The organism is Mycobacterium timonense, assembly GCF_025821985.1.
GTDB lineage: Bacteria > Actinomycetota > Actinomycetes > Mycobacteriales > Mycobacteriaceae > Mycobacterium > Mycobacterium avium.
In genome coordinates, this window is the sequence record NZ_JACKSY010000038.1 from 35680 (window position 1) to 58594 (window position 22915).

The 22915-nt window shown below is 69.2% G+C and carries 19 protein-coding genes; 15 read left to right on the forward strand and 4 right to left on the reverse strand.

Annotated features, from left to right (window positions below; genetic code table 11):
- Positions 1–26 precede the first annotated feature (26 nt).
- The 9 genes from H7I87_RS10370 (at position 27) to ndk (ending at position 11601) form a co-directional block, all read left to right on the forward strand.
- A complete protein-coding gene (locus H7I87_RS10370) occupies positions 27–1982 on the forward strand; it encodes a 2-oxoacid:acceptor oxidoreductase subunit alpha (protein WP_085989646.1) in 1956 nt (651 codons plus the stop codon).
- A 48-nt stretch (positions 1983–2030) separates the two neighbouring features.
- Complete coding sequence (locus H7I87_RS10375; RefSeq protein ID WP_019732231.1) at positions 2031–3122, forward strand: 2-oxoacid:ferredoxin oxidoreductase subunit beta; 1092 nt, start codon at positions 2031–2033, stop codon at positions 3120–3122.
- Positions 3123–3135: 13 nt separating this feature from the next.
- Positions 3136–3717, forward strand: a complete 582-nt coding sequence (gene mobA / locus H7I87_RS10380) for a molybdenum cofactor guanylyltransferase (protein ID WP_050483928.1) — start codon at positions 3136–3138, stop codon at positions 3715–3717.
- A 1011-nt stretch (positions 3718–4728) separates the two neighbouring features.
- A complete protein-coding gene (locus H7I87_RS10385; protein WP_033726747.1) occupies positions 4729–5262 on the forward strand; it encodes a transglycosylase family protein in 534 nt (177 codons plus the stop codon).
- Positions 5263–5331: 69 nt separating this feature from the next.
- Positions 5332–6591: a saccharopine dehydrogenase family protein gene (locus H7I87_RS10390; RefSeq protein ID WP_019733422.1), complete on the forward strand. Its 1260-nt coding sequence runs from the start codon at positions 5332–5334 to the stop codon at positions 6589–6591.
- A 58-nt stretch (positions 6592–6649) separates the two neighbouring features.
- A complete protein-coding gene (locus H7I87_RS10395; protein WP_033726748.1) occupies positions 6650–9298 on the forward strand; it encodes a valine--tRNA ligase in 2649 nt (882 codons plus the stop codon).
- Entirely contained in the window at positions 9295–10752 is a 1458-nt protein-coding gene (gene folC, locus H7I87_RS10400) for a bifunctional tetrahydrofolate synthase/dihydrofolate synthase (RefSeq protein ID WP_033719564.1), read from the forward strand. The genes H7I87_RS10395 and folC overlap by 4 nt, the downstream gene beginning before the upstream one ends.
- The gene (locus tag H7I87_RS10405; RefSeq protein WP_003875859.1) at positions 10749–11126 is read left to right on the forward strand and encodes a DUF4233 domain-containing protein; all 378 of its coding nucleotides are present in this window, start codon (positions 10749–10751) and stop codon (positions 11124–11126) included. Before folC ends, H7I87_RS10405 begins: the two co-directional genes overlap by 4 nt.
- Before the next feature lie 40 nt (positions 11127–11166).
- Positions 11167–11601, forward strand: a complete 435-nt coding sequence (ndk, locus tag H7I87_RS10410; protein ID WP_264002667.1) for a nucleoside-diphosphate kinase — start codon at positions 11167–11169, stop codon at positions 11599–11601.
- Here ndk and H7I87_RS10415 read toward each other — a convergent pair.
- Positions 11566–12528 carry an IS481 family transposase gene (locus H7I87_RS10415; protein ID WP_080708752.1) on the reverse strand — a complete coding sequence of 321 codons (963 nt, stop codon included), beginning with the start codon at positions 12526–12528 and terminating at the stop codon, positions 11566–11568. The two genes, ndk and H7I87_RS10415, sit on opposite strands and share 36 nt — an antisense overlap.
- Positions 12529–13101: 573 nt before the next feature.
- On the opposite strand from H7I87_RS10415, the gene rne reads away from it, so the two are divergent.
- The 5 genes from rne (at position 13102) to proB (ending at position 19403) form a co-directional block, all read left to right on the forward strand.
- Positions 13102–15927, forward strand: a complete 2826-nt coding sequence (gene rne / locus H7I87_RS10420; RefSeq protein ID WP_033726750.1) for a ribonuclease E — start codon at positions 13102–13104, stop codon at positions 15925–15927.
- A gap of 211 nt (positions 15928–16138) precedes the next feature.
- Positions 16139–16450 (forward strand): 50S ribosomal protein L21, encoded by a 312-nt coding sequence (rplU, locus tag H7I87_RS10425; RefSeq protein ID WP_003875862.1) that lies wholly within the window; start codon positions 16139–16141, stop codon positions 16448–16450.
- Positions 16451–16467: 17 nt separating this feature from the next.
- Positions 16468–16734: a 50S ribosomal protein L27 gene (gene rpmA, locus H7I87_RS10430; protein ID WP_003875863.1), complete on the forward strand. Its 267-nt coding sequence runs from the start codon at positions 16468–16470 to the stop codon at positions 16732–16734.
- A gap of 90 nt (positions 16735–16824) precedes the next feature.
- A complete protein-coding gene (obgE, locus tag H7I87_RS10435) occupies positions 16825–18303 on the forward strand; it encodes a GTPase ObgE (RefSeq protein ID WP_009975971.1) in 1479 nt (492 codons plus the stop codon).
- A complete protein-coding gene (proB, locus tag H7I87_RS10440) occupies positions 18300–19403 on the forward strand; it encodes a glutamate 5-kinase (RefSeq protein WP_011724310.1) in 1104 nt (367 codons plus the stop codon). Before obgE ends, proB begins: the two co-directional genes overlap by 4 nt.
- Before the next feature lie 14 nt (positions 19404–19417).
- Here proB and H7I87_RS10445 read toward each other — a convergent pair whose 3' ends face one another.
- Entirely contained in the window at positions 19418–20068 is a 651-nt protein-coding gene (locus H7I87_RS10445) for a TetR/AcrR family transcriptional regulator (RefSeq protein ID WP_011724311.1), read from the reverse strand.
- A gap of 104 nt (positions 20069–20172) precedes the next feature.
- Here H7I87_RS10445 and H7I87_RS10450 point away from each other — a divergent pair, with 104 nt between their 5' ends.
- Entirely contained in the window at positions 20173–21450 is a 1278-nt protein-coding gene (locus tag H7I87_RS10450; protein WP_031347823.1) for a cytochrome P450, read from the forward strand.
- 11 nt (positions 21451–21461) lie between these two features.
- Here H7I87_RS10450 and H7I87_RS10455 read toward each other — a convergent pair whose 3' ends face one another.
- Together H7I87_RS10455 and H7I87_RS10460 are read right to left on the reverse strand one after the other, a co-directional pair.
- Positions 21462–22310 (reverse strand): NAD-dependent protein deacetylase, encoded by an 849-nt coding sequence (locus H7I87_RS10455; RefSeq protein WP_023861362.1) that lies wholly within the window; start codon positions 22308–22310, stop codon positions 21462–21464.
- A 17-nt stretch (positions 22311–22327) separates the two neighbouring features.
- Entirely contained in the window at positions 22328–22870 is a 543-nt protein-coding gene (locus tag H7I87_RS10460; protein WP_009975981.1) for a cysteine hydrolase family protein, read from the reverse strand.
- Positions 22871–22915: the final 45 nt, after the last annotated feature.

Genomic DNA, 22915 nt, shown 5'->3' on the forward strand with positions numbered 1-22915 from the left:
CCGGTGAACAAATGGAGGGCAACGACGTGGATCCGAACGGCAGCGGAGCCGGATCAGACTCACAGAATGGGGCTTCCCCCAACGGATCTAGCCGTCAGCGCCTGGAACAGGTCGTCATCCGCTTCGCCGGTGACTCCGGTGACGGCATGCAGCTCACCGGCGACCGGTTCACCTCCGAGGCAGCGCTTTTCGGCAACGACCTGGCGACCCAGCCGAACTACCCCGCCGAGATCCGCGCGCCCGCAGGCACTCTGCCCGGTGTCTCGTCGTTCCAGATTCAGATCGCCGACTACGACATCCTGACCGCCGGCGACCGGCCCGACGTCCTCGTCGCGATGAATCCCGCTGCGCTGAAGGCCAATATCGGCGACCTGCCGCGCGGCGGCATGGTGATCGCGAACTCCGACGAGTTCACCAAGCGCAACCTGACCAAGGTGGGTTACGTCACCAACCCGCTGGAGACCGACGAGTTGTCCGACTACGTGGTGCATTCCGTCGCGATGACCACGCTGACGCTCGGTGCTGTCGAATCCATCGGCGCGTCGAAGAAGGACGGTCAGCGGGCCAAGAACATGTTCGCGCTCGGTCTGTTGTCGTGGATGTACGGTCGGCCGATCGAAACCAGCGAAAAGTTCATCCGGGAGAAGTTCGCCCGCAAGCCCGAGGTCGCCGAGACCAACGTGCTGGCGCTCAAGGCCGGCTGGAACTACGGCGAGACGACCGAGGCGTTCGGCACCACGTACGAGGTTTCCCGCGCGACGCTGCCGGCCGGTGAATACCGGCAGATCTCCGGCAACACCGCGCTGGCCTACGGCATCGTCGCGGCCGGTCAGCTGGCCGACATTCCGGTCGTGCTGGGCAGCTACCCGATCACGCCGGCCTCCGACATCCTGCACGAGCTGTCCAAGCACAAGAACTTCAACGTCATCACCTTCCAGGCCGAGGACGAGATCGGCGGGATCTGCGCCGCGATCGGCGCCTCCTACGGCGGCGCGCTGGGCGTCACCACCACGTCCGGGCCGGGCATCTCGCTGAAGTCCGAAGCGCTCGGGCTGGCCGTGATGACCGAATTGCCCCTGCTCGTCGTCGACGTGCAGCGCGGCGGGCCGTCGACCGGCCTGCCCACCAAGACCGAGCAGGCCGACCTGCTGCAGGCGTTGTTCGGCCGCAACGGCGAGTCGCCGGTCGCGGTGCTGGCGCCGCGCTCGCCGTCGGACTGCTTCGAAACCGCGCTGGAGGCGGCGCGCATCGCGGTGTCGTACCACACCCCGGTGATCGTGTTGTCCGACGGCGCGATCGCCAACGGCTCGGAGCCGTGGCGCATTCCGGACGTCAGCACGCTGCCGCGCATCACGCACGCCTTCGCCAAGCCGGGCGAACCGTTCCAGCCCTACGCCCGCGACCCCGAGACGCTGGCCCGGCAATTCGCCGTTCCGGGCACGCCGGGCCTCGAGCACCGCATCGGCGGGCTGGAAGCCGCGAACGGCTCGGGCAACATCTCCTACGAGCCGGTCAACCACGACCTGATGGTGCGGTTGCGCCAGGCCAAGATCGACGGCATCTCGGTGCCCGATCTCGAGGTCGACGACCCCACGGGCGACGCCGAGCTGCTGCTGATCGGGTGGGGCAGCTCTTACGGCCCGATCGGTGAGGCCTGCCGGCGCGCGCGGCGCAAGGGCATCAAGGTGGCGCACGCCCACCTGCGCTACCTCAACCCGTTCCCGGCCAACCTGGGCGAGGTGTTGCGGCGGTACCCGCAGGTGGTGTGCCCGGAGATGAACCTGGGGCAGCTGGCCCTGCTGCTGCGCGGCAAGTACCTGGTAGACGTGCAATCGGTCAGCAAGGTACAGGGCGTGGCGTTCCTGGCCGACGAGATCGGTCGCGTCATTCGCGCCGCGCTGGGCGGCACGCTGGCCGAGGTCGAGAACGACAAGACGATGGTCGCCAGGATGGCGGCGGCAACGGTTGGAGCCAGCGCATGAGCGCACTGGTGACAACACAGAGCGAAGCGATGAGGAGGAGCGGCGCTCGTGACTGACGTGGTCGGCAACTTGGCGGGTAAGGACCTCGGTCTGACCGCGAAGTTGACCAAGAACGACGGGGTTCCCACAACGGACCAGCCGCAGAAGGCCAAGGACTTCACCAGTGACCAGGAGGTTCGCTGGTGCCCGGGCTGCGGGGACTACGTCATCCTCAACACCATCCGCAACTTCCTGCCGGACCTGGGGCTGCGCCGCGAGAACATCGTGTTCATCAGCGGCATCGGCTGCTCGAGCCGCTTCCCGTACTACCTGGAAACCTACGGCTTCCACTCCATCCACGGCCGCGCGCCGGCCATCGCCACCGGGTTGGCGCTGGCCCGCGAGGACCTGTCGGTGTGGGTGGTCACCGGTGACGGCGACGCATTGTCGATCGGCGGCAACCACCTGATCCACGCGCTGCGCCGCAACGTCAACATCACGATCCTGTTGTTCAACAACCGGATCTACGGGCTGACCAAGGGGCAGTACTCGCCCACGTCGGAGGTCGGCAAGATCACCAAGTCGACCCCGATGGGATCGCTGGACCACCCGTTCAATCCGGTGTCGTTGGCCCTGGGCGCCGAGGCGACCTTCGTCGGCCGCGCACTGGACTCCGACCGGGCCGGTCTGACCGAGGTGCTGCAGGCGGCGGCCGGGCACCGGGGTGCCGCCGTCGTCGAGATCCTGCAGGACTGCCCGATCTTCAACGACGGCTCGTTCGACGTGCTGCGCAAGGAGGGCGCCGAGGAGCGGGTCATCAGCGTCCGGCACGGCGAACCAATTGTGTTCGGCGCCAACGGCGAATACTGCGTGGTGAAGTCCGGTTTCGGCCTGGAGGTCGCCAAGACCGCCGACGTGTCGGTCGACGAGATCGTGGTGCACGACGCGCACACCGACAACTCGGCGTACGCCTTCGCGTTGTCGCGGCTGTCGGACCAGAACCTCGAGCACACCGTGCTGGGTATCTTCCGCGACATCAGCCGGCCCACCTACGACGACGCCGCGCGCGCCCAGGTCCAGGCCGCCCAGTCGGCCAAGGCGTTCGACTCCGCGGCGCTGCAGTCGCTGCTGCGTGGCCGCGACACCTGGACCGTCGACTGACGTGGCCGACTCGATGCAACTGGCAGGGATCGTGCTTGCCGGCGGTGAATCGCGGCGGATGGGCCGCGACAAGGCCACCCTGCCGGGGCCCCGCGGGGCCGCGACGCTCCTCGAGTACGTCGTCGGGGTGCTCACTCAGCGCTGCGACCCGATCTTGGTGATGGCCGCCCCGGGGCAACCGTTGCCCGAGGTGACGGCGCGCATCATCCGCGACGAGATACGCGGCCAGGGGCCGCTGCCGGCGACCGGCCGGGGCCTGCGCGCCGCCGCCGAGGCAGGCGCCCGGTACGCGTTCGTCTGCGCCGTCGACATGCCGCTGCTGTCCCCCGAATTGATCGATGACCTGGTGCATTTGGCCACCGAGACCAAGGCCGAGGTGGTGCTGCCGTGGGACGGCCGCAGTCACTACCTTGCCTCGCTGTACCGCACCGATCTGGCCGAGCGGATCGACCGGCTGGTCGCCGGCGGCGCCCGATCGATGCGAGCCCTGATCGACGCCTCCGACGCCCAGCAGATCGTGCTGCCGGAATCGCGGTTCCTGGCCAACGTCAACACCGAGGCCGACCTGCGCGCCCTGGCGCAGGCGCGGGCCTGACAATCGGCCGGCGAATTCAGCGAATTCCCCTCTGCCGCCGAATTCGCGGCTGGTATCAATGCGGTAGCGCAAGCGAATGCGGCGTTATTGTTCCCTTTCGAATCGGTCTGGCCCGTCCATACCAGCGTCCCATCGTGATCTGTTGGGGCAGCGGCGATTTGAATGCACGTGTCGGAATCGGGTGCCGGCGTCCCACGGTTTTGCAAGCGGGCCGCCCAGCCATGACGCTGTCGGGCGTGGCAAATTCGAATCGGTGAATTCCCGCGACCCCGGTGTGCACGGTGGGTATCGCGCGGTGCCTGTGAAAGACGCTGCAGCACTGTCTATTTGGTGAAATCTATTGCGGGCGTTGGTAATACGATGACGACGGACCGCGGCATCGGTGTACCCAGTGGACAATTTGTTTTCCAAAAAACCATGCAGCGCAACGCTACTCGGCGTACGGGCGCACGATGTGCTGCTACTCGGCGTGGCGCGCGCTGTTGCGGCGCCCGCTGCGTTATTCTCCCGAACCCCCATCGGTGGGGGTCGAATGCGTTGAAGCACCACCGGATCGGGCTGTTCACCCGGCAAACGATGGTGCGCCAGCTCACAAAATACGCGTGATTCGGCTCACCATTTGTTTGCCCGGGCACTCCGCGAGCTCCCGCCGAAAATGCCCGCACGACCTGCGAAAATGCCCGCGCTATCGCGGCGTGATCGGCTCGTTACCGAAACGAGATATCCAGTTTCCGAAGATGACGAATGCAGCGGCGTCTTCTACGGTCCGTGTTAGCCCACAACGGGTTACGGAAGAGTAATCGAAAATTGAATCCACGGACCCGCGTGTGAGCGGCGGCACGGACGGCGACAGCCCGCCCGTGACCGGTGGGTGAAGCCCGCCGGCAGACCTGGCCCGCCGCTGTCGTGCCCGACCCAGACGGCACGTCCCGAAGCAGGCATTTCAACCAACAGCCTCAGCCCACCTCCGTGGGCTTGCTTTGGCGCGCGCGCACCGCGAAAGGAAGGATATTGAGGAACGTCCGCAAGACGCTCATTCTCGCCGCGGTCACGGGCACGCTCGTGACCATCCCGTCCGCTACTGCTCACGCAGACGCGGAGCAGGTGGGCTTCGACCCGAACATGCCGGCCGCCGGCCCCGCCCCGGACGCGCCACCGCCCCCGGCCCCGGATGCGCCGCCGGCCCCGGCTCCGGACGCCCCGCCGGCCCCGGACGCTCCGCCGCCCCCGGCTCCGGACGCCCCGCCGCCGCCGGCCCCGGATGCGCCGCCGGCCCCGGGCCCGGACGTCCCGCCGCCTCCCGCTCCCAAGGCGTACAGCGTGAACTGGGACGCCATCGCGCAGTGCGAGTCGGGCGGCAACTGGGGGATCAACACCGGTAACGGCTACGCCGGTGGCCTGCAGTTCACCTCGAGCACCTGGCACGCCAACGGCGGCAGTGGCTCCCCGGCCGGCGCCAGCCGCGAGGAGCAGATCCGGGTCGCCGAGAACGTGCTGCACTCGCAGGGCATCGGCGCGTGGCCGGTGTGCGGCCGCCGCGGCTGATCCCAGCCATCCAAGAAGTGCCGGGCCTAGTGCCCGGCACTTCTTGGCTCCAGGGGTAGCGTCGGGCCGGTGACCGCAACACCGCGCGAATTCGACATTGTGTTGTATGGGGCTACCGGCTTCGTCGGCAAGCTCACCGCCGAGTACCTGGCCGGGGCGGCACCGGACAAGCGGATTGCGCTGGCCGGCAGGTCCACCGAGAAGCTGCGTGCCGTCCGCGACTCGCTCGGCGACGCCGCGCAGTCCTGGTCGGTCCTGCAGGCCGACGCCAGCTCGCCCGCCACCCTCAACGAGATGGCGGCCTGCACCCAGGTCGTCATCACCACGGTCGGCCCGTACACCCGCTACGGGCTGCCGCTGGTGGCCGCGTGCGCGGCCGCCGGCACCGACTACGCCGACCTGACCGGAGAGGCGATGTTCGTCCGGGACAGCATCGACTCCTATCACAAGCAGGCCGCGGATACCGGCGCCCGCATCGTGCACGCCTGCGGATTCGATTCGGTGCCGTCGGACCTCAGCGTGTACGCGCTGTACCGGGCGGCGCGCGATGACGGCGCCGGCGAGCTCGTCGACACCGACCTGGTGGTGCGTTCCTTCTCCGGCGGGGTGTCCGGTGGCACCGTCGCCTCGATGCTCGAAGTGCTCGACACCGCATCTTGCGATCCCGAGGCCCGGCGCCAGCTCGCCGACCCCTACACGTTGAGCAGCGACCGCGGCGCCGAACCCGACGTCGGGCCGCAGCCCGATCTGCCGTGGCGACGGGGTCGCCAGATCGCGCCGGAACTGGCCGGGGTGTGGACCGCGGGCTTCGTCATGGCGCCCTACAACACCCGGATCGTGCGGCGCAGCAACGCATTGCTCGACTGGGCCTACGGCCGGTCGTTGCGTTACAGCGAAAGCATGAGCCTGGGCTCGTCGCCGCTGGCGCCGGTGGCCTCCGCGGTGGTGGGCGGAACGGCCGCCGCGACGTTCGGGTTGGGCAGCCGCTATTTCCGGTTCCTGCCGCGCCGGCTGGTGGAGCGCATCGTGCCCAAGCCGGGAACCGGCCCCAGCCCGGCGGCCCGCGAGCGCGGTTACTACCGGATCGAGACGTACACCACGACCACCAGCGGCGCCCGCTACGTGGCCCGGATGGAACAGCGCGGGGACCCCGGCTACAAGGCGACCTCGGTGCTGTTGGGGGAGAGCGGGCTGGCGCTGGCCTTCGACCGCGACAAGCTCCCGCCGCTGTACGGGGTTCTCACCCCCGCGGCCGCAATGGGCGACGCGCTGCTGGACCGATTCCCCGGCGCGGGCGTGTCCTTGCAGGTCGACCGGCTCGCCGGGTGACCCGGCTCACGGTTCGGGCACTTACATGAAGGTAAACGTCGCTCCCTAGAATTGACGGGTGACCGCCAGCCGCAGCCCCGCCACCGACCTGCCCAAGTCGTGGGACCCGGCCGCGGCCGAATACGCGATCTATCGCCAGTGGGTGGACGCCGGGTACTTCACCGCGAACCCGGCCAGCGACAAACCCGGCTACTCGATCGTGTTGCCGCCGCCCAACGTCACCGGCAGCCTGCACATGGGCCACGCGCTGGAGCACACCATGATGGACGCCCTGACCCGGCGCAAGCGGATGCAGGGCTACGAGGTGCTCTGGCAGCCCGGCATGGATCACGCCGGCATCGCGACCCAGAGCGTGGTGGAAAAGCAGCTCGCGGTCGACGGCAAGACCAAAGAGGACTTCGGTCGCGAGCTGTTCATCGAGAAGGTGTGGGACTGGAAGCGCGAGTCCGGCGGCGCCATCGGCGGCCAGATGCGCCGGCTGGGCGACGGGGTGGACTGGAGCCGCGACCGGTTCACCATGGACGAGGGCCTGTCCCGGGCTGTGCGCACCATCTTCAAAAGGCTCTACGACGCCGGGCTGATCTACCGCGCCGAGCGGCTGGTCAACTGGTCGCCGGTGCTGCAGACGGCCCTCTCCGACATCGAGGTCAACTACGAGGAGGTCGAGGGCGAGCTGGTGTCGTTCCGCTACGGCTCGCTCGACGACTCGGGCCCTCACATCGTGGTGGCCACCACCCGGGTCGAGACGATGCTGGGCGACACCGCCATCGCGGTGCATCCCGACGACGAGCGCTACCGGCACCTGGTCGGTAGCAGCCTGCCGCACCCGTTCGTGGACCGGCAGCTGCTGATCGTCGCCGACGAGCACGTCGACCCCGAATTCGGCACCGGCGCAGTCAAAGTCACGCCCGCGCACGACCCCAACGACTTCGAGATCGGGCTGCGCCACCAGTTGCCGATGATCTCGATCATGGACACCAGGGGCCGAATCGCCGACACCGGAACACAATTCGACGGCATGGACCGGTTCGCGGCCCGGGTCGCGGTGCGCGAGGCGCTGGCCGCGCAGGGCCGCATCGTCGAGGAGAAGCGACCCTACCTGCACAGCGTCGGGCATTCCGAGCGCAGCGGCGAGCCGATCGAGCCGCGGTTGTCGCTGCAATGGTGGGTCCGGGTGGAATCGCTGGCCAAGGCCGCCGGTGACGCGGTTCGCAACGGCGACACGGTGATTCACCCGACCAGCATGGAACCGCGCTGGTTCGCCTGGGTGGACGACATGCACGACTGGTGCATCTCGCGGCAGCTGTGGTGGGGCCACCGCATCCCGATCTGGTACGGGCCCAACGGCGAACAACGCTGCGTCGGCCCGGACGAAACACCGCCCGAGGGCTGGGAGCAGGACCCCGACGTGCTGGACACCTGGTTCTCCTCGGCGCTGTGGCCGTTCTCCACCCTGGGCTGGCCGGAGAAGACGCCGGAGCTGGAAAAGTTCTATCCCACAAGCGTTCTGGTCACCGGCTACGACATCCTCTTCTTCTGGGTGGCCAGAATGATGATGTTCGGCACCTTCGTCGGCGACGACGACGCCATCACCCTGGACGGCCGGCGCGGCCCGCAGGTGCCGTTCACCGACGTCTTCCTGCACGGGCTGATCCGCGACGAGTCCGGTCGCAAGATGAGCAAGTCCAAGGGCAACGTCATCGACCCGCTGGACTGGGTGGACATGTTCGGCGCCGACGCCCTGCGGTTCACCCTGGCCCGCGGCGCCAGCCCCGGCGGCGATCTGGCGATCGGGGAGGATCACGTCCGGGCGTCGCGCAACTTCTGCACCAAGCTGTTCAACGCCACCCGCTATGCGCTGCTCAACGGCGCGCAGCTGGCGCAGCTGCCGCCACTCGACGAGCTGACCGACGCCGACCGATGGATCCTGGGGCGGCTGGAAGAGGTTCGCGCGGAAGTCGATTCGGCGTTCGACAACTACGAGTTCAGCCGGGCCTGTGAATCGCTCTACCACTTCGCCTGGGACGAATTCTGCGACTGGTACGTCGAATTGGCCAAAACACAACTGGCCGAAGGAATTACACACACCACGGCGGTGCTGGCAACAACGCTGGACACGCTGCTGCGGCTGCTGCACCCGGTGATCCCGTTCATCACCGAGGCGCTGTGGCAGGCCCTGACCGGCAACGAGTCCCTGGTGATCGCCGACTGGCCGCGGTCGTCCGGCGTCGGCCTGGATCAGGTTGCCGCGCAACGGATCACCGACATGCAGAAGCTGGTGACCGAGGTCCGCCGGTTCCGCAGCGACCAGGGGCTGGCGGACCGGCAGAAGGTGCCGGCCCGACTGGCCGGTGTCACGGAATCCGATCTGGACACCCAGGTGAGCGCGGTGACCTCGCTGGCCTGGCTCACCGACGCGGGGCCCGACTTCCGCCCGTCGGCGTCGGTGGAGGTGCGGCTGCGCGGCGGCACCGTGGTCGTCGAGCTCGACACCTCGGGCAGCATCGACGTCGCCGCCGAGCGGCGCCGGCTGGAAAAGGATCTGGCCGCCGCCCACAAGGAGCTGGCGTCGACCACCGCCAAACTGGCCAACGAGGACTTCCTGGCCAAGGCGCCCCCGCACGTCGTCGACAAGATCCGGGACCGACAGCGGCTGGCGCAGGAGGAAAGCGAGCGGATCAACGCGCGGCTGGCCGTGCTGCAATGACCGAGCCGCCCGACTGGGCGCCGGAGCACGACGTTCCCGACCCGGTCCCCACCCCGGACGAGATCGCCGCGCTGCTGCAGGTCGAACACCTGCTGGACCAGCGCTGGCCGGAGACCAAGATCGAGCCCAGCCTGACCCGGATCAGCGCACTGCTGGACCTGTTGGGCTCGCCGCAGCGCGCCTACCCGTCCATCCACGTCGCGGGCACCAACGGCAAGACCTCGGTGGCCCGGATGATCGACGCGCTGGTCACCGCGCTGCACCGGCGCACCGGGCGCACCACCAGCCCGCACCTGCAATCCGCGGTGGAGCGCATCTCGATCGACGCCAAGCCGATCAGCCCGGCCCGGTATGTCGACACCTACCGCGAAATCGAGCCGTTCGTGCAGATGGTCGATCAGCAATCGCAAGCCGCCGGGGGACCGGCGATGAGTAAGTTCGAGGTGCTCACCGCGATGGCGTTCGCCGCGTTCGCCGACGCCCCGGTCGACGTCGCCGTGGTCGAGGTGGGCATGGGGGGACGCTGGGACGCCACCAACGTGGTCAACGCCCCGGTCGCGGTCATCACCCCGATCTCCATCGACCACGTCGACTACCTGGGCCACGATCTCGCCGGGATTGCCGGGGAGAAGGCCGGCATCATCACCCGGGCGCCCGCGGGGGCACCCGACACCGTCGCGGTCATCGCCCAGCAGCCGCCGGAGGTGATGGAGGTGCTGTTGGCGCAGTGCGTGCAGGCCGACGCCGCGGTGGCCCGCGCGGGCTCGGAGTTCGCGGTGCTGGGCCGGCAGGTCGCGATCGGCGGGCAGCTGCTGCAGCTGCAGGGGCTGGGCGGGGTGTATTCCGACGTCTACCTGCCGCTGCACGGCGAGCACCAGGTGCACAACGCCGCGCTGGCCCTGGCGGCGGTCGAGGCGTTCTTCGGCGCCGGCGCCCAGCGCCAGCTCGACGTCGACGCCGTTCGTGCCGGTTTCGCCGCCGTCACAAGCCCCGGCCGGCTTGAGCGAATGCGCAGCGCCCCAACGGTTTTCATCGACGCCGCGCACAATCCCGCCGGCGCGGCGGCCCTGGCGCGCACGCTGGCCGACGAATTCGACTTCCGCTTCCTGGTCGGCGTGCTCAGCGTCCTCGCCGACAAGGACGTCGACGGCATCCTGGCCGCGCTGCAGCCGGTGTTCCACTCCGTGGTGGTCACCCACAACGGGTCCCCGCGGGCGCTCGACGTCGAGTCGCTGGCCCTGGCGGCGCGCGAGCAGTTCGGCCCCGATCGGGTGAGCACCGCCGAGAACCTCAGCGACGCCATCGACGTCGCGACCGCGCTGGTCGACGACGCCGTCCGGGACGGGTTGGTGGACGGGCAGGCCGAGGACTTCGCCGGGACCGGGATCGTCATCACCGGCTCGGTGGTCACCGCCGGCGCGGCGCGAACCCTGTTCGGTCGTGATCCGCAATGACCCGGCCCGACCCACCCGAAGGCCCGCAGCAGCGCGGCGCGGCCGACCCGTGGCGCAGCTTCGGCGCGGTGATGGCCGCCACCCTGATCCTGGAGGCCATCGTCGTGCTGCTGGCGATCCCGGTGGTGGGCGCGGTCGGCGGCGGGCTGACGCGGGTGTCGCTGGGCTATCTGATCGGGCTGGCCGTTCTGCTGGTGCTGCTGGCCGGGGTGCAGCGCAGACCGTGGGCGATCTGGGTCAACCTGGGCGCGCAGGCGATCCTGCTGGCCGGCTTCGCCGTGTACCCGGGGGTGGGGTTCATCGGTGTGCTGTTCACCGGGCTGTGGGCGCTGATCGCCTACTTCCGCGCCGAGGTCCGCCGCCGGCAGGGATGACGCCCGGCGTCTGGCCAGCTGGTTATGTACGCTGTCCGCCGTGACCGAACGGACATTGGTACTGATCAAGCCGGACGGCGTCCAGCGGCAGCTGGTGGGGGAGATCATCGGCCGGATCGAGCGGAAGGGCCTCACCCTCGTCGCGCTGGAGCTGCGGCACGTCAGCCAAGATCTGGCCGCCCAGCATTACGCGGAGCACGAGGGCAAGCCGTTCTTCGCGTCGTTGCTGGAGTTCATCACCTCCGGTCCGGTGGTCGCGGCCATCGTCGAGGGGCCGCGGGCGATCGCGGCGTTCCGGCAGCTCGCCGGGGGAACCGACCCGGTGGAGAAGGCGATTCCCGGCACCATCCGGGGCGATTTCGGGTTGGAGACGCAGTTCAACCTGGTGCACGGGTCCGATTCGGTCGAGTCGGCGAAACGGGAAATCGGATGTACTCGGTCAGCACGTTGGTCGCAGTCGGCTGATGGGTGGTAGGCCGTCGAGTGCGCTGTGGCGGCGTTGAGTGTTGTAGAACTCAAGCCAGGGTGCAAGCGCGTGGGCGCGGTCGGCATTGGAGGCAAAAACTCGGCGGTATGACCATTCGACCTGCAGGGTGCGGTTGAATCTCTCGACCTTGCCGTTCTGCCAAGGGCAGTGCGGTTTGATGAACAGGTGTTTGGCGCCGATCGCCGCGATGGCATTCGCCACCTCGGCGGAGCGCCGGTAGCTTAAGTGGTTGTCGGTAATGACACGTTCGATACGTGAAATACCTTGCTGTGCAAAGTAACCAGCGGCTCGCCCGATGAATCCGGCGCATGTCAGGCCCTTCTCGTCGGCCAAGATCTCCGAGTACGCCAGCCGGCTGTGATCGTCGACCATCGAGTGCACATAGTCATAGCCGATCCCGCGACCACGGACCTCTTCGCGGCGGCCGTGAGCGCGCCACCCGCCCCCGTCAGGGATGCGGCCGAGTTTCTTGACGTCAACGTGGACCAATTCCCCGGGATGGTCGCGCTCGTAGCGCACGGCGGTGGCCTTCGATGCTTTGATCAGTGCACCGGTCATCGGATCGCAGTCGCGCAGACAAGGCTCACCCTGACGGCGCAGGATACGTCCCACCGTGCGCGCCGGGATGCCCAATTCTGGCCCCAACCAGTCCTGGCCGCGACGATGAGCCCGGCGAGCGGCTACGACCTGCCGCTCCACTGCGAGGGACGTGCGGCGCGGCGAGCAATGAGGGCGTGAGGATCGATCCCACAACCCGCACTCGCCCTCGGCGGCATAACGGCTAATCCAGGTATGCACGCACTTGCGGGAGACACCCATTGCTGCAGCGATGTGGGCGGGCTTCCAACCGGCCTGATGACGTTGGACGATCAGCAATCGGCCGTGAAAAGTCGTGCGGGCATTACGGTGGGACACGAGAACCTCCGGACGGTGATGGGCCTTCGACAAGCCACACCCCACCCGGGGGTTCTCCTCACATCAAGCCGACACGCCCGCTACCAACGTCCCGACCGAATACNGCGGGCATTACGGTGGGACACGAGAACCTCCGGACGGTGATGGGCCTTCGACAAGCCACACCCCACCCGGGGGTTCTCCTCACATCAAGCCGACACGCCCGCTACCAACGTCCCGACCGAATACGCCTAGAGCTGCGGCGATGCCGCCGCCTGCCGGGGGCGGGCGGTTCCGCCCGAGCCGGCGGCCTCAGGTGCGGGTGGGCCGGTGCCGTGATGTGGGATACTGATCTCGGGTGAACGTCGCCGGACCGGCGTCAGACACCCGAATGAAGACTTGGACAAGCGCGACCATAGCCCCGTCGCCTTGGTTCGCTGCATGTCAGGCCGTCATTCAGCACGGCGCCGAGTGGGTTCTACCGAGCCGCTCGGGGCGAGACCATCACAAGCCCGGGAGAAGTGACCCGGGCCCATAGCGAAGCCCTCGCGTGGCCGCGTCGCAACGACGCGCCCGGGGGCTTGAGGAGAATACGTGGTAGACGGTGCACCGACTGCAGACCCATCAGAAGAATCGACCCGGTCCGGGGACCTGCCCGACCGTTTGAGAGTTCATTCGCTGGCCCGAACGCTGGGAACCACCAGCAAGCGGGTGCTGGACGCGCTCAGCGAGCTGGACGGCCGCGTGCGCAGCGCGCACTCCACGGTGGACCGCGAGGACGCGGTCCGGGTGCGTGACCTGCTCGCCGCCCAGCCGTCGGCAGAACCGGAGCCGGCTGCCGAGGACGCGGCGAGCGGCGGACCGGACGCCGGGATCACCGGCGAACCCGAATCCCGGCTGCTGCTGGAAACCCCCGACGCTACCGAGCGGCCGCATTACATGCCGCTGTTCGTCGCGCCGCAGCCGCTGGAAAGCAGCGACGACGACGGCGATGCCGACGAGACCGCCGACTCCGACGACTCGGACGGCGACGACGACGAGCAGGCCGACCGGCCGTCCAGCCGGCGGCGCCGCCGCGGCCGTCGCGGACGCGGGCGAGGCCGCGGCGAGCAGGGCGGATCCGACGGGCCGGGCGACGGCGACAACGACGAGCCGCAAAACCGGGGCAAGAAGGGCGGCCAGTCGGACGGCGACGACGACTCCGACGGCCAGGACGCCGAGGACGCCGACGACTCCGACACCGGTGACGACGGCTCGGCCGACGGCGGTAATCGCCGCCGCCGCCGGCGCCGGCGCCGCAAATCCGGGTCCGGCGACGACAACGAGGACGGGCCCTCGCCCGACGATCCGCCCAACACCGTCGTGCACGAGCGGCCTCCCCGCAACGGCAAAAACGGCGGGGACGACGGCAACGGCAGCTCGAGCAGCGAGATCAAGGGCATCGACGGCTCGACCCGGTTGGAGGCCAAGCGGCAACGACGCCGGGACGGCCGCGACGCCGGCCGGCGCCGCCCCCCGGTGCTGACCGAGGCCGAATTCCTGGCGCGTCGCGAGGCCGTCGAACGGGTCATGGTGGTGCGCGACCGGATCCGCACCGAGCCGCCGCATCAGGGCTCGCGGTACACCCAGATCGCGGTGCTCGAGGACGGCATCGTGGTCGAGCACTTCGTCACCTCGGCCGCTTCGGCGTCCCTGGTGGGCAACATCTACCTGGGCATCGTGCAGAACGTGCTGCCCTCGATGGAGGCGGCCTTCGTCGACATCGGCCGCGGCCGCAACGGGGTGCTCTACGCCGGCGAGGTCAACTGGGAGGCCGCCGGCTTGGGCGGATCCGACCGCAAGATCGAGCAGGCGCTCAAACCCGGCGACTACGTCGTCGTCCAGGTCAGCAAGGATCCGGTCGGGCACAAGGGCGCCCGGCTCACCACGCAGGTGTCGTTGGCGGGCCGCTACCTGGTTTACGTGCCGGGGGCGTCCTCGACGGGCATCAGCCGCAAGCTGCCCGACACCGAACGCCAGCGGCTCAAGGAGATCCTGCGCGAGGTGGTGCCGTCGGACGCCGGGGTGATCATCCGGACCGCGTCCGAGGGTGTCAAAGAGGACGACATCCGCGGCGACGTCACCCGGCTGCAGGAGCGCTGGAAGCAGATCGAGGCCAAGGCGATCGAGATCAAGGAGAAGGCGGCCGGCGCGGCGGTGGCGCTCTACGAAGAGCCCGACGTGTTGGTCAAGGTCATCCGCGACCTGTTCAACGAGGACTTCGCCGGCCTGATCGTCTCCGGCGACGACGCCTGGAACACCATCAACGAATACGTGAATTCCGTTGCGCCCGACCTGGTTTCGAAGGTCACCAAGTACGAGCCGGCCACCGGCCCGGACGGCACGCCGGGGCCGGACGTGTTCGCGGTGCACCGCATCGACGAACAACTCGCCAAGGCGATGGACCGCAAGGTGTGGCTGCCGTCGGGCGGCACGCTGGTGATCGACCGAACCGAGGCCATGACGGTGATCGACGTCAACACCGGCAAGTTCACCGGCTCGGGGGGCAACCTGGAGCAGACGGTGACCAAGAACAACCTCGAGGCGGCCGAGGAGATCGTGCGCCAGCTGCGGCTGCGCGACATCGGCGGCATCGTGGTCATCGACTTCATCGACATGGTGCTGGAGTCCAACCGCGACCTGGTGCTGCGCCGGCTGACCGAGGCGCTGGCCCGCGACCGCACCCGTCATCAGGTGTCGGAGGTTACGTCGCTCGGGTTGGTGCAGCTGACCCGCAAGCGGTTGGGCACCGGGCTGGTGGAGGCCTTCTCGACGTCCTGCCCGAACTGCGGCGGCCGTGGCATCCTGCTGCACGCCGACCCGGTGGACTCGGCCCCGTCGAACGGGCGGAAGTCCGAGTCCGGGGGGCGCCGCGGCCGGCGCAAGAAGAGCAAGGCCGAGGAGCCGGTGGTGGCCAAGGTGCCGGTCCACTCGCCCGGCGAGCATCCGATGTTCAAGGCGATGGCCGCCGGCTCGTCCACGCAGGCGGCTTCCGACGAGGACGAATCCGCCGCCGAGGAGGCCGGTGACGAGCTCGAGCGGAAGAAGGCGGCGCGCGCCGAGGAGCTCGAAGCGGCCGAGGACACCGAGGACCTCGAGGACGTCGACGATGAGGACTCCGACGACTCCGACGACTCCGATGATGAGGACCTCGATGACGAGGACATCGACGACGAGGAAGACCTGGGCGACGACGACGAGGACCTCGAGCTGGACGACGACGACCTGGACACCGAGGACTCCGACGACTCGGAGGATTCCGACGATTCCGAAGACCAGCGGGACTCGGCGGCCGAGCGCCCGGGCGTTTCGGCCCTCGGCCGGCCACGGCGTCGGCGCGCGGCCGGCCGGCCGGCCGGACCGCCGATCCACGCGGACTGAGCGCCGCGCCGGGGGTGCCCGGTTTGACCCTGTAGCCGCTGGTCACGTACCCTTGGACAGTTGTCGTCGGGCCGGGTGGCTACTTTGGCCGGCGGCAGCGGGACTTCCCCGGGAATCGGCGCAGGCCCGCAACCCAGACCCACCACGTGCACCGCGGCTGGTTCGCGCGCGACGCGCCGAGCGGCGGCTACAAGAAGGAGCAGGAGCAACGATGGCGACCTACGCAATCGTCAAGACGGGCGGCAAGCAGTACAAGGTCGCCGTCGGGGACGTGGTCAAAGTCGAGAAGCTCGACTCCGAGCCGGGTTCGAACGTGTCGCTGCCGGTCGCCCTGGTGGTCGATGGCGCCAAGGTGACCAGCGACGCCGCGGCGCTGGCCAAGGTCGCGGTCACCGGCGAGGTGCTCGAGCACACCAAGGGCCCCAAGATCCGCATTCACAAGTTCAGGAACAAGACCGGCTACCACAAGCGTCAGGGACACCGTCAGCAGCTGACGGTCCTCAAGGTCACCGGTATCAAGTAGCTCGGGAGGCGACAGACATGGCACACAAGAAGGGCGCTTCCAGCTCGCGCAACGGCCGGGATTCCGCCGCGCAGCGGCTCGGGGTGAAGCGGTTCGGCGGCCAGATCGTCAAGGCCGGCGAGATCATCGTCCGCCAGCGCGGCACCAAGTTCCACCCGGGCACCGGCGTCGGCCGCGGCGGCGACGACACGTTGTTCGCCAAGCAGGCCGGCGCCGTCGAATTCGGCATCAAGCGCGGCCGCAAGACCGTCAACATCGTGGCGGCCGGGCAAGCCGCCGACTGAGCGCCGCGAGCGTGCACTCACCGCGATAATTCGAGGCAATTCTCGCGGTAGCTGCACGCTCGGCGAACGAGACGGCTGAGAGGATCCACGATGCCTCGGTTCGTCGACCGCGTCGTCATCCATGCGCGCGCCGGGTCCGGGGGCAACGGCTGCGCCTCGGTCCATCGCGAGAAGTTCAAGCCGCTGGGCGGCCCGGACGGGGGCAACGGTGGCCGCGGCGGCAGCATCGTCTTCGTCGTCGACCCCCAGGTGCACACCCTGCTGGACTTCCACTTCCATCCGCACATCAGCGCGCCGTCCGGCAAACAGGGCATGGGCAACAACCGCGACGGCGCCGCCGGCGCCGACCTGGAAGTCAAGGTGCCCGACGGCACCGTCGTGCTCGACGAGAACGGCCGGCTGCTGGCCGATCTGGTGGGCGCGGGCACCCGCTTCGAGGCCGCCGCGGGCGGACGCGGCGGCCTGGGCAACGCCGCGCTGGCGTCGCGGGCCCGCAAGGCTCCCGGGTTTGCGCTGCTGGGCGAGCCGGGCGAAACCCGTGAGCTGACACTGGAACTCAAGACCGTCGCGGACGTCGGCTTGATCGGCTTCCCCTCGGCCGGCAAATCGTCGTTGGTGTCCGCGATCTCGGCGGCCAAGCCCAAGATCGCCGACTACCCGTTCACCACGTTGGTGCCCAACCTGGGCGTGGTGTCGGCCGGCGAGCACACCTTCACCGTCGCCGACGTGCCCGGCCTGATCCCGGGCGCATCAGCGGGCCGCGGCCTGGGCCTGGACTTCCTGCGGCACATCGAGCGCTGCGCGGTGCTGGTGCACGTCATCGACTGCGCCACCGCCGATCCGGGCCGTGACCCGATCTCCGACATCGACGCGCTGGAAGCCGAACTCGCCGCCTACACGCCCACCCTGCAAGGCGACGTGACGCTGGGTGATCTCACCGAGCGGCCCCGCGCGGTGGTGCTCAACAAGATCGACGTGCCCGAGGCGCGCGAACTGGCCGAGTTCGTCCGTGACGAGATCGCCGAGCGCGGCTGGCCGGTGTTCCTGGTGTCGACGGTGGCTCGAGAAGGGTTGCAGCCCTTGACCTTCGGGCTGTGGCAGATGATCTCCGAGTACCAGTCCGCCCAGCCGGAGATCGTGCCGCGGCGCCCGGTGATCCGCCCGGTTCCCGTCGACGACAGCGGTTTTCGGGTGGAACCCGATCCGCGGCAGCCGGGCGCGTTCGTGGTCAGCGGTGCGCGGCCGGAGCGCTGGGTGCGCCAGACCAACTTCGACAACGACGAGGCGGTGGGGTATCTCGCCGACCGGCTGGCCCGGCTCGGCGTCGAAGAGGAGTTGCTGCGGCTGGGCGCGCGACCCGGCTGCGCGGTCACCATCGGGGACATGACGTTCGACTGGGAGCCGCAAACGCCTGCCGGACAACAGGTTGTGCTGTCCGGCCGCGGTACCGACGCGCGGCTGGAGCGCACCGAGCGGGTCGGCGCCGCCGAGCGCAAGGCCGCCCGCAGGCAGCGCCGCACCGGCGACGATGCAGAGCGCGGAACCACAGAACGCGGTGAGAACACGTGACCGCCCACCGCGACGCCATCCGCACGGCGCGCAGCCTGGTGGTCAAGGTGGGCACCAACGCGTTGACCACGCCGGCCGGGGTTTTCGACGCCGGCCGGCTGGCCGGGCTCGCCGACGCCATCGAGGCGCGGATGAAGGCCGGCACCGACGTCGTCATCGTCTCGTCGGGTGCCATCGCCGCGGGCATCGAGCCGCTCGGATTGTCCCGTCGCCCCAGGGATCTGGCGACCAAGCAGGCCGCGGCCAGCGTCGGTCAGGTGGCACTGGTGAATTCCTGGAGCGCGGCGTTCGCCCGCTACGGCCGCACCGTCGGGCAGGTGCTGCTGAGCGCGCACGACATCTCGATGCGCGCCCAGCACACCAACGCCCAGCGCACCCTGGATCGGCTGCGCGCCCTGCATGCGGTGGCGATCGTCAACGAGAACGACACCGTGGCCACCAACGAGATCCGGTTCGGCGATAACGACCGGCTCTCGGCGCTGGTGGCCCACCTGGTCGGCGCCGAGGCGCTGGTCTTGCTGTCCGACATCGACGGCCTTTACGACTCGGACCCGCGAAAGACCAAGGGAGCCAAGTTCATTCCGGAGGTGACGGGCGCGGAGGATCTGGCCGGCGTGGTCGCCGGCCCGGGCAGCGACCTGGGCACCGGCGGCATGACGTCGAAGATGTCCTCGGCGCTGCTGGCCGCCGACGCCGGGGTGCCCGTGCTGCTGGCCGCCGCGGCCGACGCCGCCAGCGCGCTCACCGACGCTTCGGTCGGCACGGTTTTCGCCGCCCGGCCGGTGCGGATGTCGGCCCGGCGGTTCTGGGTGCGCTACGCCGCCGAGGCGGCCGGCGCGCTGACCCTGGACGAGGGCGCGGTGCGCGCCGTGGTGCATCAGCGCCGCTCGCTGCTGCCCGCGGGCATCACCGCGGTGTCCGGCCGGTTCTACGCCGGCGACGTCGTGGAACTGCGCGGGCCGGACGCGGTGCCGGTGGCCCGCGGCGTGGTGGCCTACGACGCCACCGAACTGGCGACCATGATGGGGCGCTCGACCAGTGAGCTGCCCGGCGAGCTGCGCAGGCCCGCGGTGCACGCCGACGACTTGGTGGCGGTGTGAGCGGTGCCGTGCGGTCAGCTCCCCGAGGCGGGCTTGAGATACAGTGCGCCCCAAACGATTTCGGCCAGCGTGTCGGCCAGCTCCGCGTCGTAGGCGGACGGCTGGGCCGGTAGGTTCTGCTGGCAGGCCCGCTCGACCATCCAGGTCAACGCGCTCGCGGTGGTGGCCGCGGCCAGCCGCGGGCGGATCGACCCGTCGGCCTGACCGTCTTCGATGACCCGGGTGAGCTGGCCGGAGATGCCGGTCAGTATCTCGCGGTAGGTCTGCGCCGTCAGCGGGTCGTAGCCGGACATCTCGTTGAGCGCCACCAGCACCGCCTGATGCCGGCGATAGGTGGCGATGATGCGGGTCATCGCCGCCCGCACGTCGTCGGGGTCGTGCCGCCCGGCCACACTCCACCAGCGCCGCGCGCCGTCGGTGAGCTCGCCGAACACCCGGCTGGCCAGCCGGCGCAGCAGATGGCCCTTGTCCTCGAAGTAGATGTAGAAGCTGGCCCGCGAGATGCCGGCCGCACCGGCGAGCCGATCCACGCTGAGCTCGGTGAAGCTGGCGCCGTCACGCATCAGCCGTTCGGTGGCGTCCAACAGCCGGCGCTCCAGCTGCTCGCGGCGCTGCTCGCGGCCCGGGCTGCGGCGGCCCGGCGGCGTGCGGGTCACCGACGGCATACGGCCAGCCTAGCCGACTATTCGACATATTGACTAGACACACTGTCTAGGAATATCGTCGCCGATGTGCTGTGACCGGTGTCATAGCGGAGAGGATCGGCATCATGGCCGTGCTGACGGGCGAGTCCGGGACCGGTCGATCGGGCCGCGCCTACGACGAGATCGACCTGTCGTCGCGGGCGTTCTGGTCCGGCACCGCCGCGGAGCGAGAACGCTCGTTCGCGGTGCTGCGCGCCGAGCGGCCGGTGAGCTGGCATCCGCCGGTCGAAGACTCGTTGCTGCCCGATCCCACCGATCCCGGCTTCTGGGCGGTCACCCGGCGCGCCGACATCGTGACGGTCAGCCGCAACAACGACGTCTTCCTGTCCGGGCACGGGGTGATGTTCGAGAGCATTCCCGCGGAGCTGCTCGAGGCGTCGCAGTCGTTCCTGGCGATGGACCCGCCGCGGCACACCAAGTTGCGCAAGCTCGCGCACGCGGCGCTCAGTCCCCGCCAGGTGCGCCGCATCGAGGACTCGATCAAGGCCAACGCCAAGGCGATCGTCGAGGAACTGCGCGCCGCCGGCAGCGGCTGTGACTTCGTCGACCACTGCGCCAAGGAGCTACCCATCCGCACGCTTTCGGACATGATGGGCATTCCCGAATCCGAGCGGGAACGCATGGCGCACGCCACCGACGCCCTGGTCTCGTGGGCCGACCCGGAGTTCCTCAACGGGCGCCCGGCGCTGGAAGTCCTGCTGGAAAACCAGATGTATCTGCACCAGGTCGTCGGCGACCTGGCCACCCAGCGCCGCGAGCGGCCCGGCGACGACCTGATCAGCAGCCTGGTCACCGCCGAGGTCGACGGCGACCGCCTGGAGGACGCGGAGGTGGCGGCGTTCTTCGTGCTGCTGTCGGTGGCCGGGAACGACACCACCCGGCAGACCATCAGCCACACCCTCAGGGCGCTCACCGTATTCCCTGACGAAAGGGCTTGGCTGCTCGAGGATTTCGACCACCGCATCGGCACCGCGGTCGAGGAGTTCATCCGCTGGGCGAGCCCGGTGATGACCTTCCGCCGCACCGCGGCAACCGATGTCGAACTCGGCGGTCAGACCATCCTGGCGGGGGAGAAGGTGGTCATGTTCTATCCGTCCGGCAACTGGGACACCGAGGCGTTCGACCATCCCGAACGTCTGAACCTGGGCCGTGACCCCAACCCGCACGTCGGCTTCGGCGGCGGCGGGCTGCACTTCTGCCTCGGCGCGCACGTGGCCCGGGCGCAGCTGCGGGCCATCTTCTCCGAGTTGTTCCGGCAGCTGCCCGGCATCCAGGCCGGCGAGCCCACCTATTTGGCGGGCAATTTCGTGCATGCCATCCGCGCCATGCCGTGCACCTTCTGACGCGTGTGGCGCTAATGCGTTGGCAGCGGCGATAACTCGTCGGCGAGCAGGGCCAGCAACTCCGAACACCCGCCGTCGACCTTGACGGTGGCCAAGTGGTCGCCCCGGGTGCCGCCGCGGTTGACGATCGCGATCGGGATGCCCCGCGCGGCGGCATGACGCACGAACCGGTAGCCGGAGAACACGGTCAGCGACGACCCCGCGACCAGCAGCGCGTCGGCCTCGTCGATGAGCCGATAGGCAGCTGCCACAACATCTTTGGGCACGCTCTCGCCGAAATAGACGATGTCGGGCTTGAGCATGCCGGCGCAGCGCGCGCAGTCCAGATAACGGAACGACGCGGTGTCGGCGACGACCGCGTCGGCGTCGGGGGCCACCGCCAGCCCGCCGATCGCCTCGGCGCGCTCGATGAACCCCGGGTTGAGCGCTTCCAGCCGCTCGGCCAACGCGGCGCGGCTCGTGGTGTCACCGCAGCCCAGGCAGATCACCCGCGCGTAGCTGCCGTGCAGGTCGATGACGTTTCGGCTGCCCGCCTTGGTATGCAGCAGGTCGACGTTCTGGGTGATCACGCCGGTGACCACCGCTGCATCCTCGAGCGCGGCCAGCGCCCGGTGGCCGGCGTTGGGCAGCGTGTCGTCCATGTGCCGCCAGCCGACGTGGTTGCGCGCCCAGTACCGCTGCCGGAACGCCGGATCGCCGGTGAACTGGCGGATCGTCATCGGATTGCTGGGCGGCGACTCGGGCCCGCGGTAGTCCGGAATGCCCGAGTCGGTGGAGATGCCCGCACCGGTCAGCACCGCGATCCGCCGACCGGCCAGCACCGCCACCAGTTCCGGGGATTCCGCGCGGCCGACCGTCACGTTGTTCAGGGTACGAGTCAGCCGAGGCAGTCCGCCGCCGTCGTCAGCTCGGCGGACATGTTCTGCTCCATCATCTTGCAGGCCGCCGCGCCCAGCTCGGGGTCGATGTGTGCGACCGCGTCCGTCGGGATGACGACGGGGAAGTGCCGCACGTAGGCGTCCAGGGCCGTGTAGAGGATGCACTGCTCGGTGACCTGCCCGGTGATGATCAGCCGCTTGGTGCCCAACCGGCTCAGCAGGTAAGCCAGCGCGGTCGAATAGAACGCGCTGTGACGGACCTTGGTCAGGCTGGCGGCTTCGCCCGAGACCGGGGCGATCGGCTTCACCAGGTCCGGCCGGGCGCCGTCGAGCGCCGAGCGGACCAGATCGGAGAACTGGGCGGTGAAATCGCCGTAGTTGTCGTTGACGTACACCAGGTCGACGCCGGCGGATTCGCGGGCCCGGCGCACCAGACCGGTCAACGGCTCGATGATCTTCTCGACATTGGGTATTAGATTTTCAGCGTCGGGATGCTGATACGAATTCATCATGTCGACCACCAACACAGCAGTGTCGCTCATGCCGTCCGGGATACCCGGCGGCCAGCAGTTGACACGCAGGGGGCG

Bases quoted from the DNA above. Each gene is read 5' to 3' on its own strand.
- mobA (WP_050483928.1), top strand. From the start codon at position 3,136: ATGCAACTGGCAGGGATCGTGCTTGCCGGCGGTGAATCGCGGCGGATG.
- folC (WP_033719564.1), top strand. From the start codon at position 9,295: ATGACCGAGCCGCCCGACTGGGCGCCGGAGCACGACGTTCCCGACCCG.
- H7I87_RS10405 (WP_003875859.1), top strand. From the start codon at position 10,749: ATGACCCGGCCCGACCCACCCGAAGGCCCGCAGCAGCGCGGCGCGGCC.
- rplU (WP_003875862.1), top strand. From the start codon at position 16,139: ATGGCGACCTACGCAATCGTCAAGACGGGCGGCAAGCAGTACAAGGTC.
- rpmA (WP_003875863.1), top strand. From the start codon at position 16,468: ATGGCACACAAGAAGGGCGCTTCCAGCTCGCGCAACGGCCGGGATTCC.
- obgE (WP_009975971.1), top strand. From the start codon at position 16,825: ATGCCTCGGTTCGTCGACCGCGTCGTCATCCATGCGCGCGCCGGGTCC.
- H7I87_RS10445 (WP_011724311.1), bottom strand. From the start codon at position 20,068: ATGCCGTCGGTGACCCGCACGCCGCCGGGCCGCCGCAGCCCGGGCCGC.
- H7I87_RS10450 (WP_031347823.1), top strand. From the start codon at position 20,173: ATGGCCGTGCTGACGGGCGAGTCCGGGACCGGTCGATCGGGCCGCGCC.
- H7I87_RS10460 (WP_009975981.1), bottom strand. From the start codon at position 22,870: ATGAGCGACACTGCTGTGTTGGTGGTCGACATGATGAATTCGTATCAG.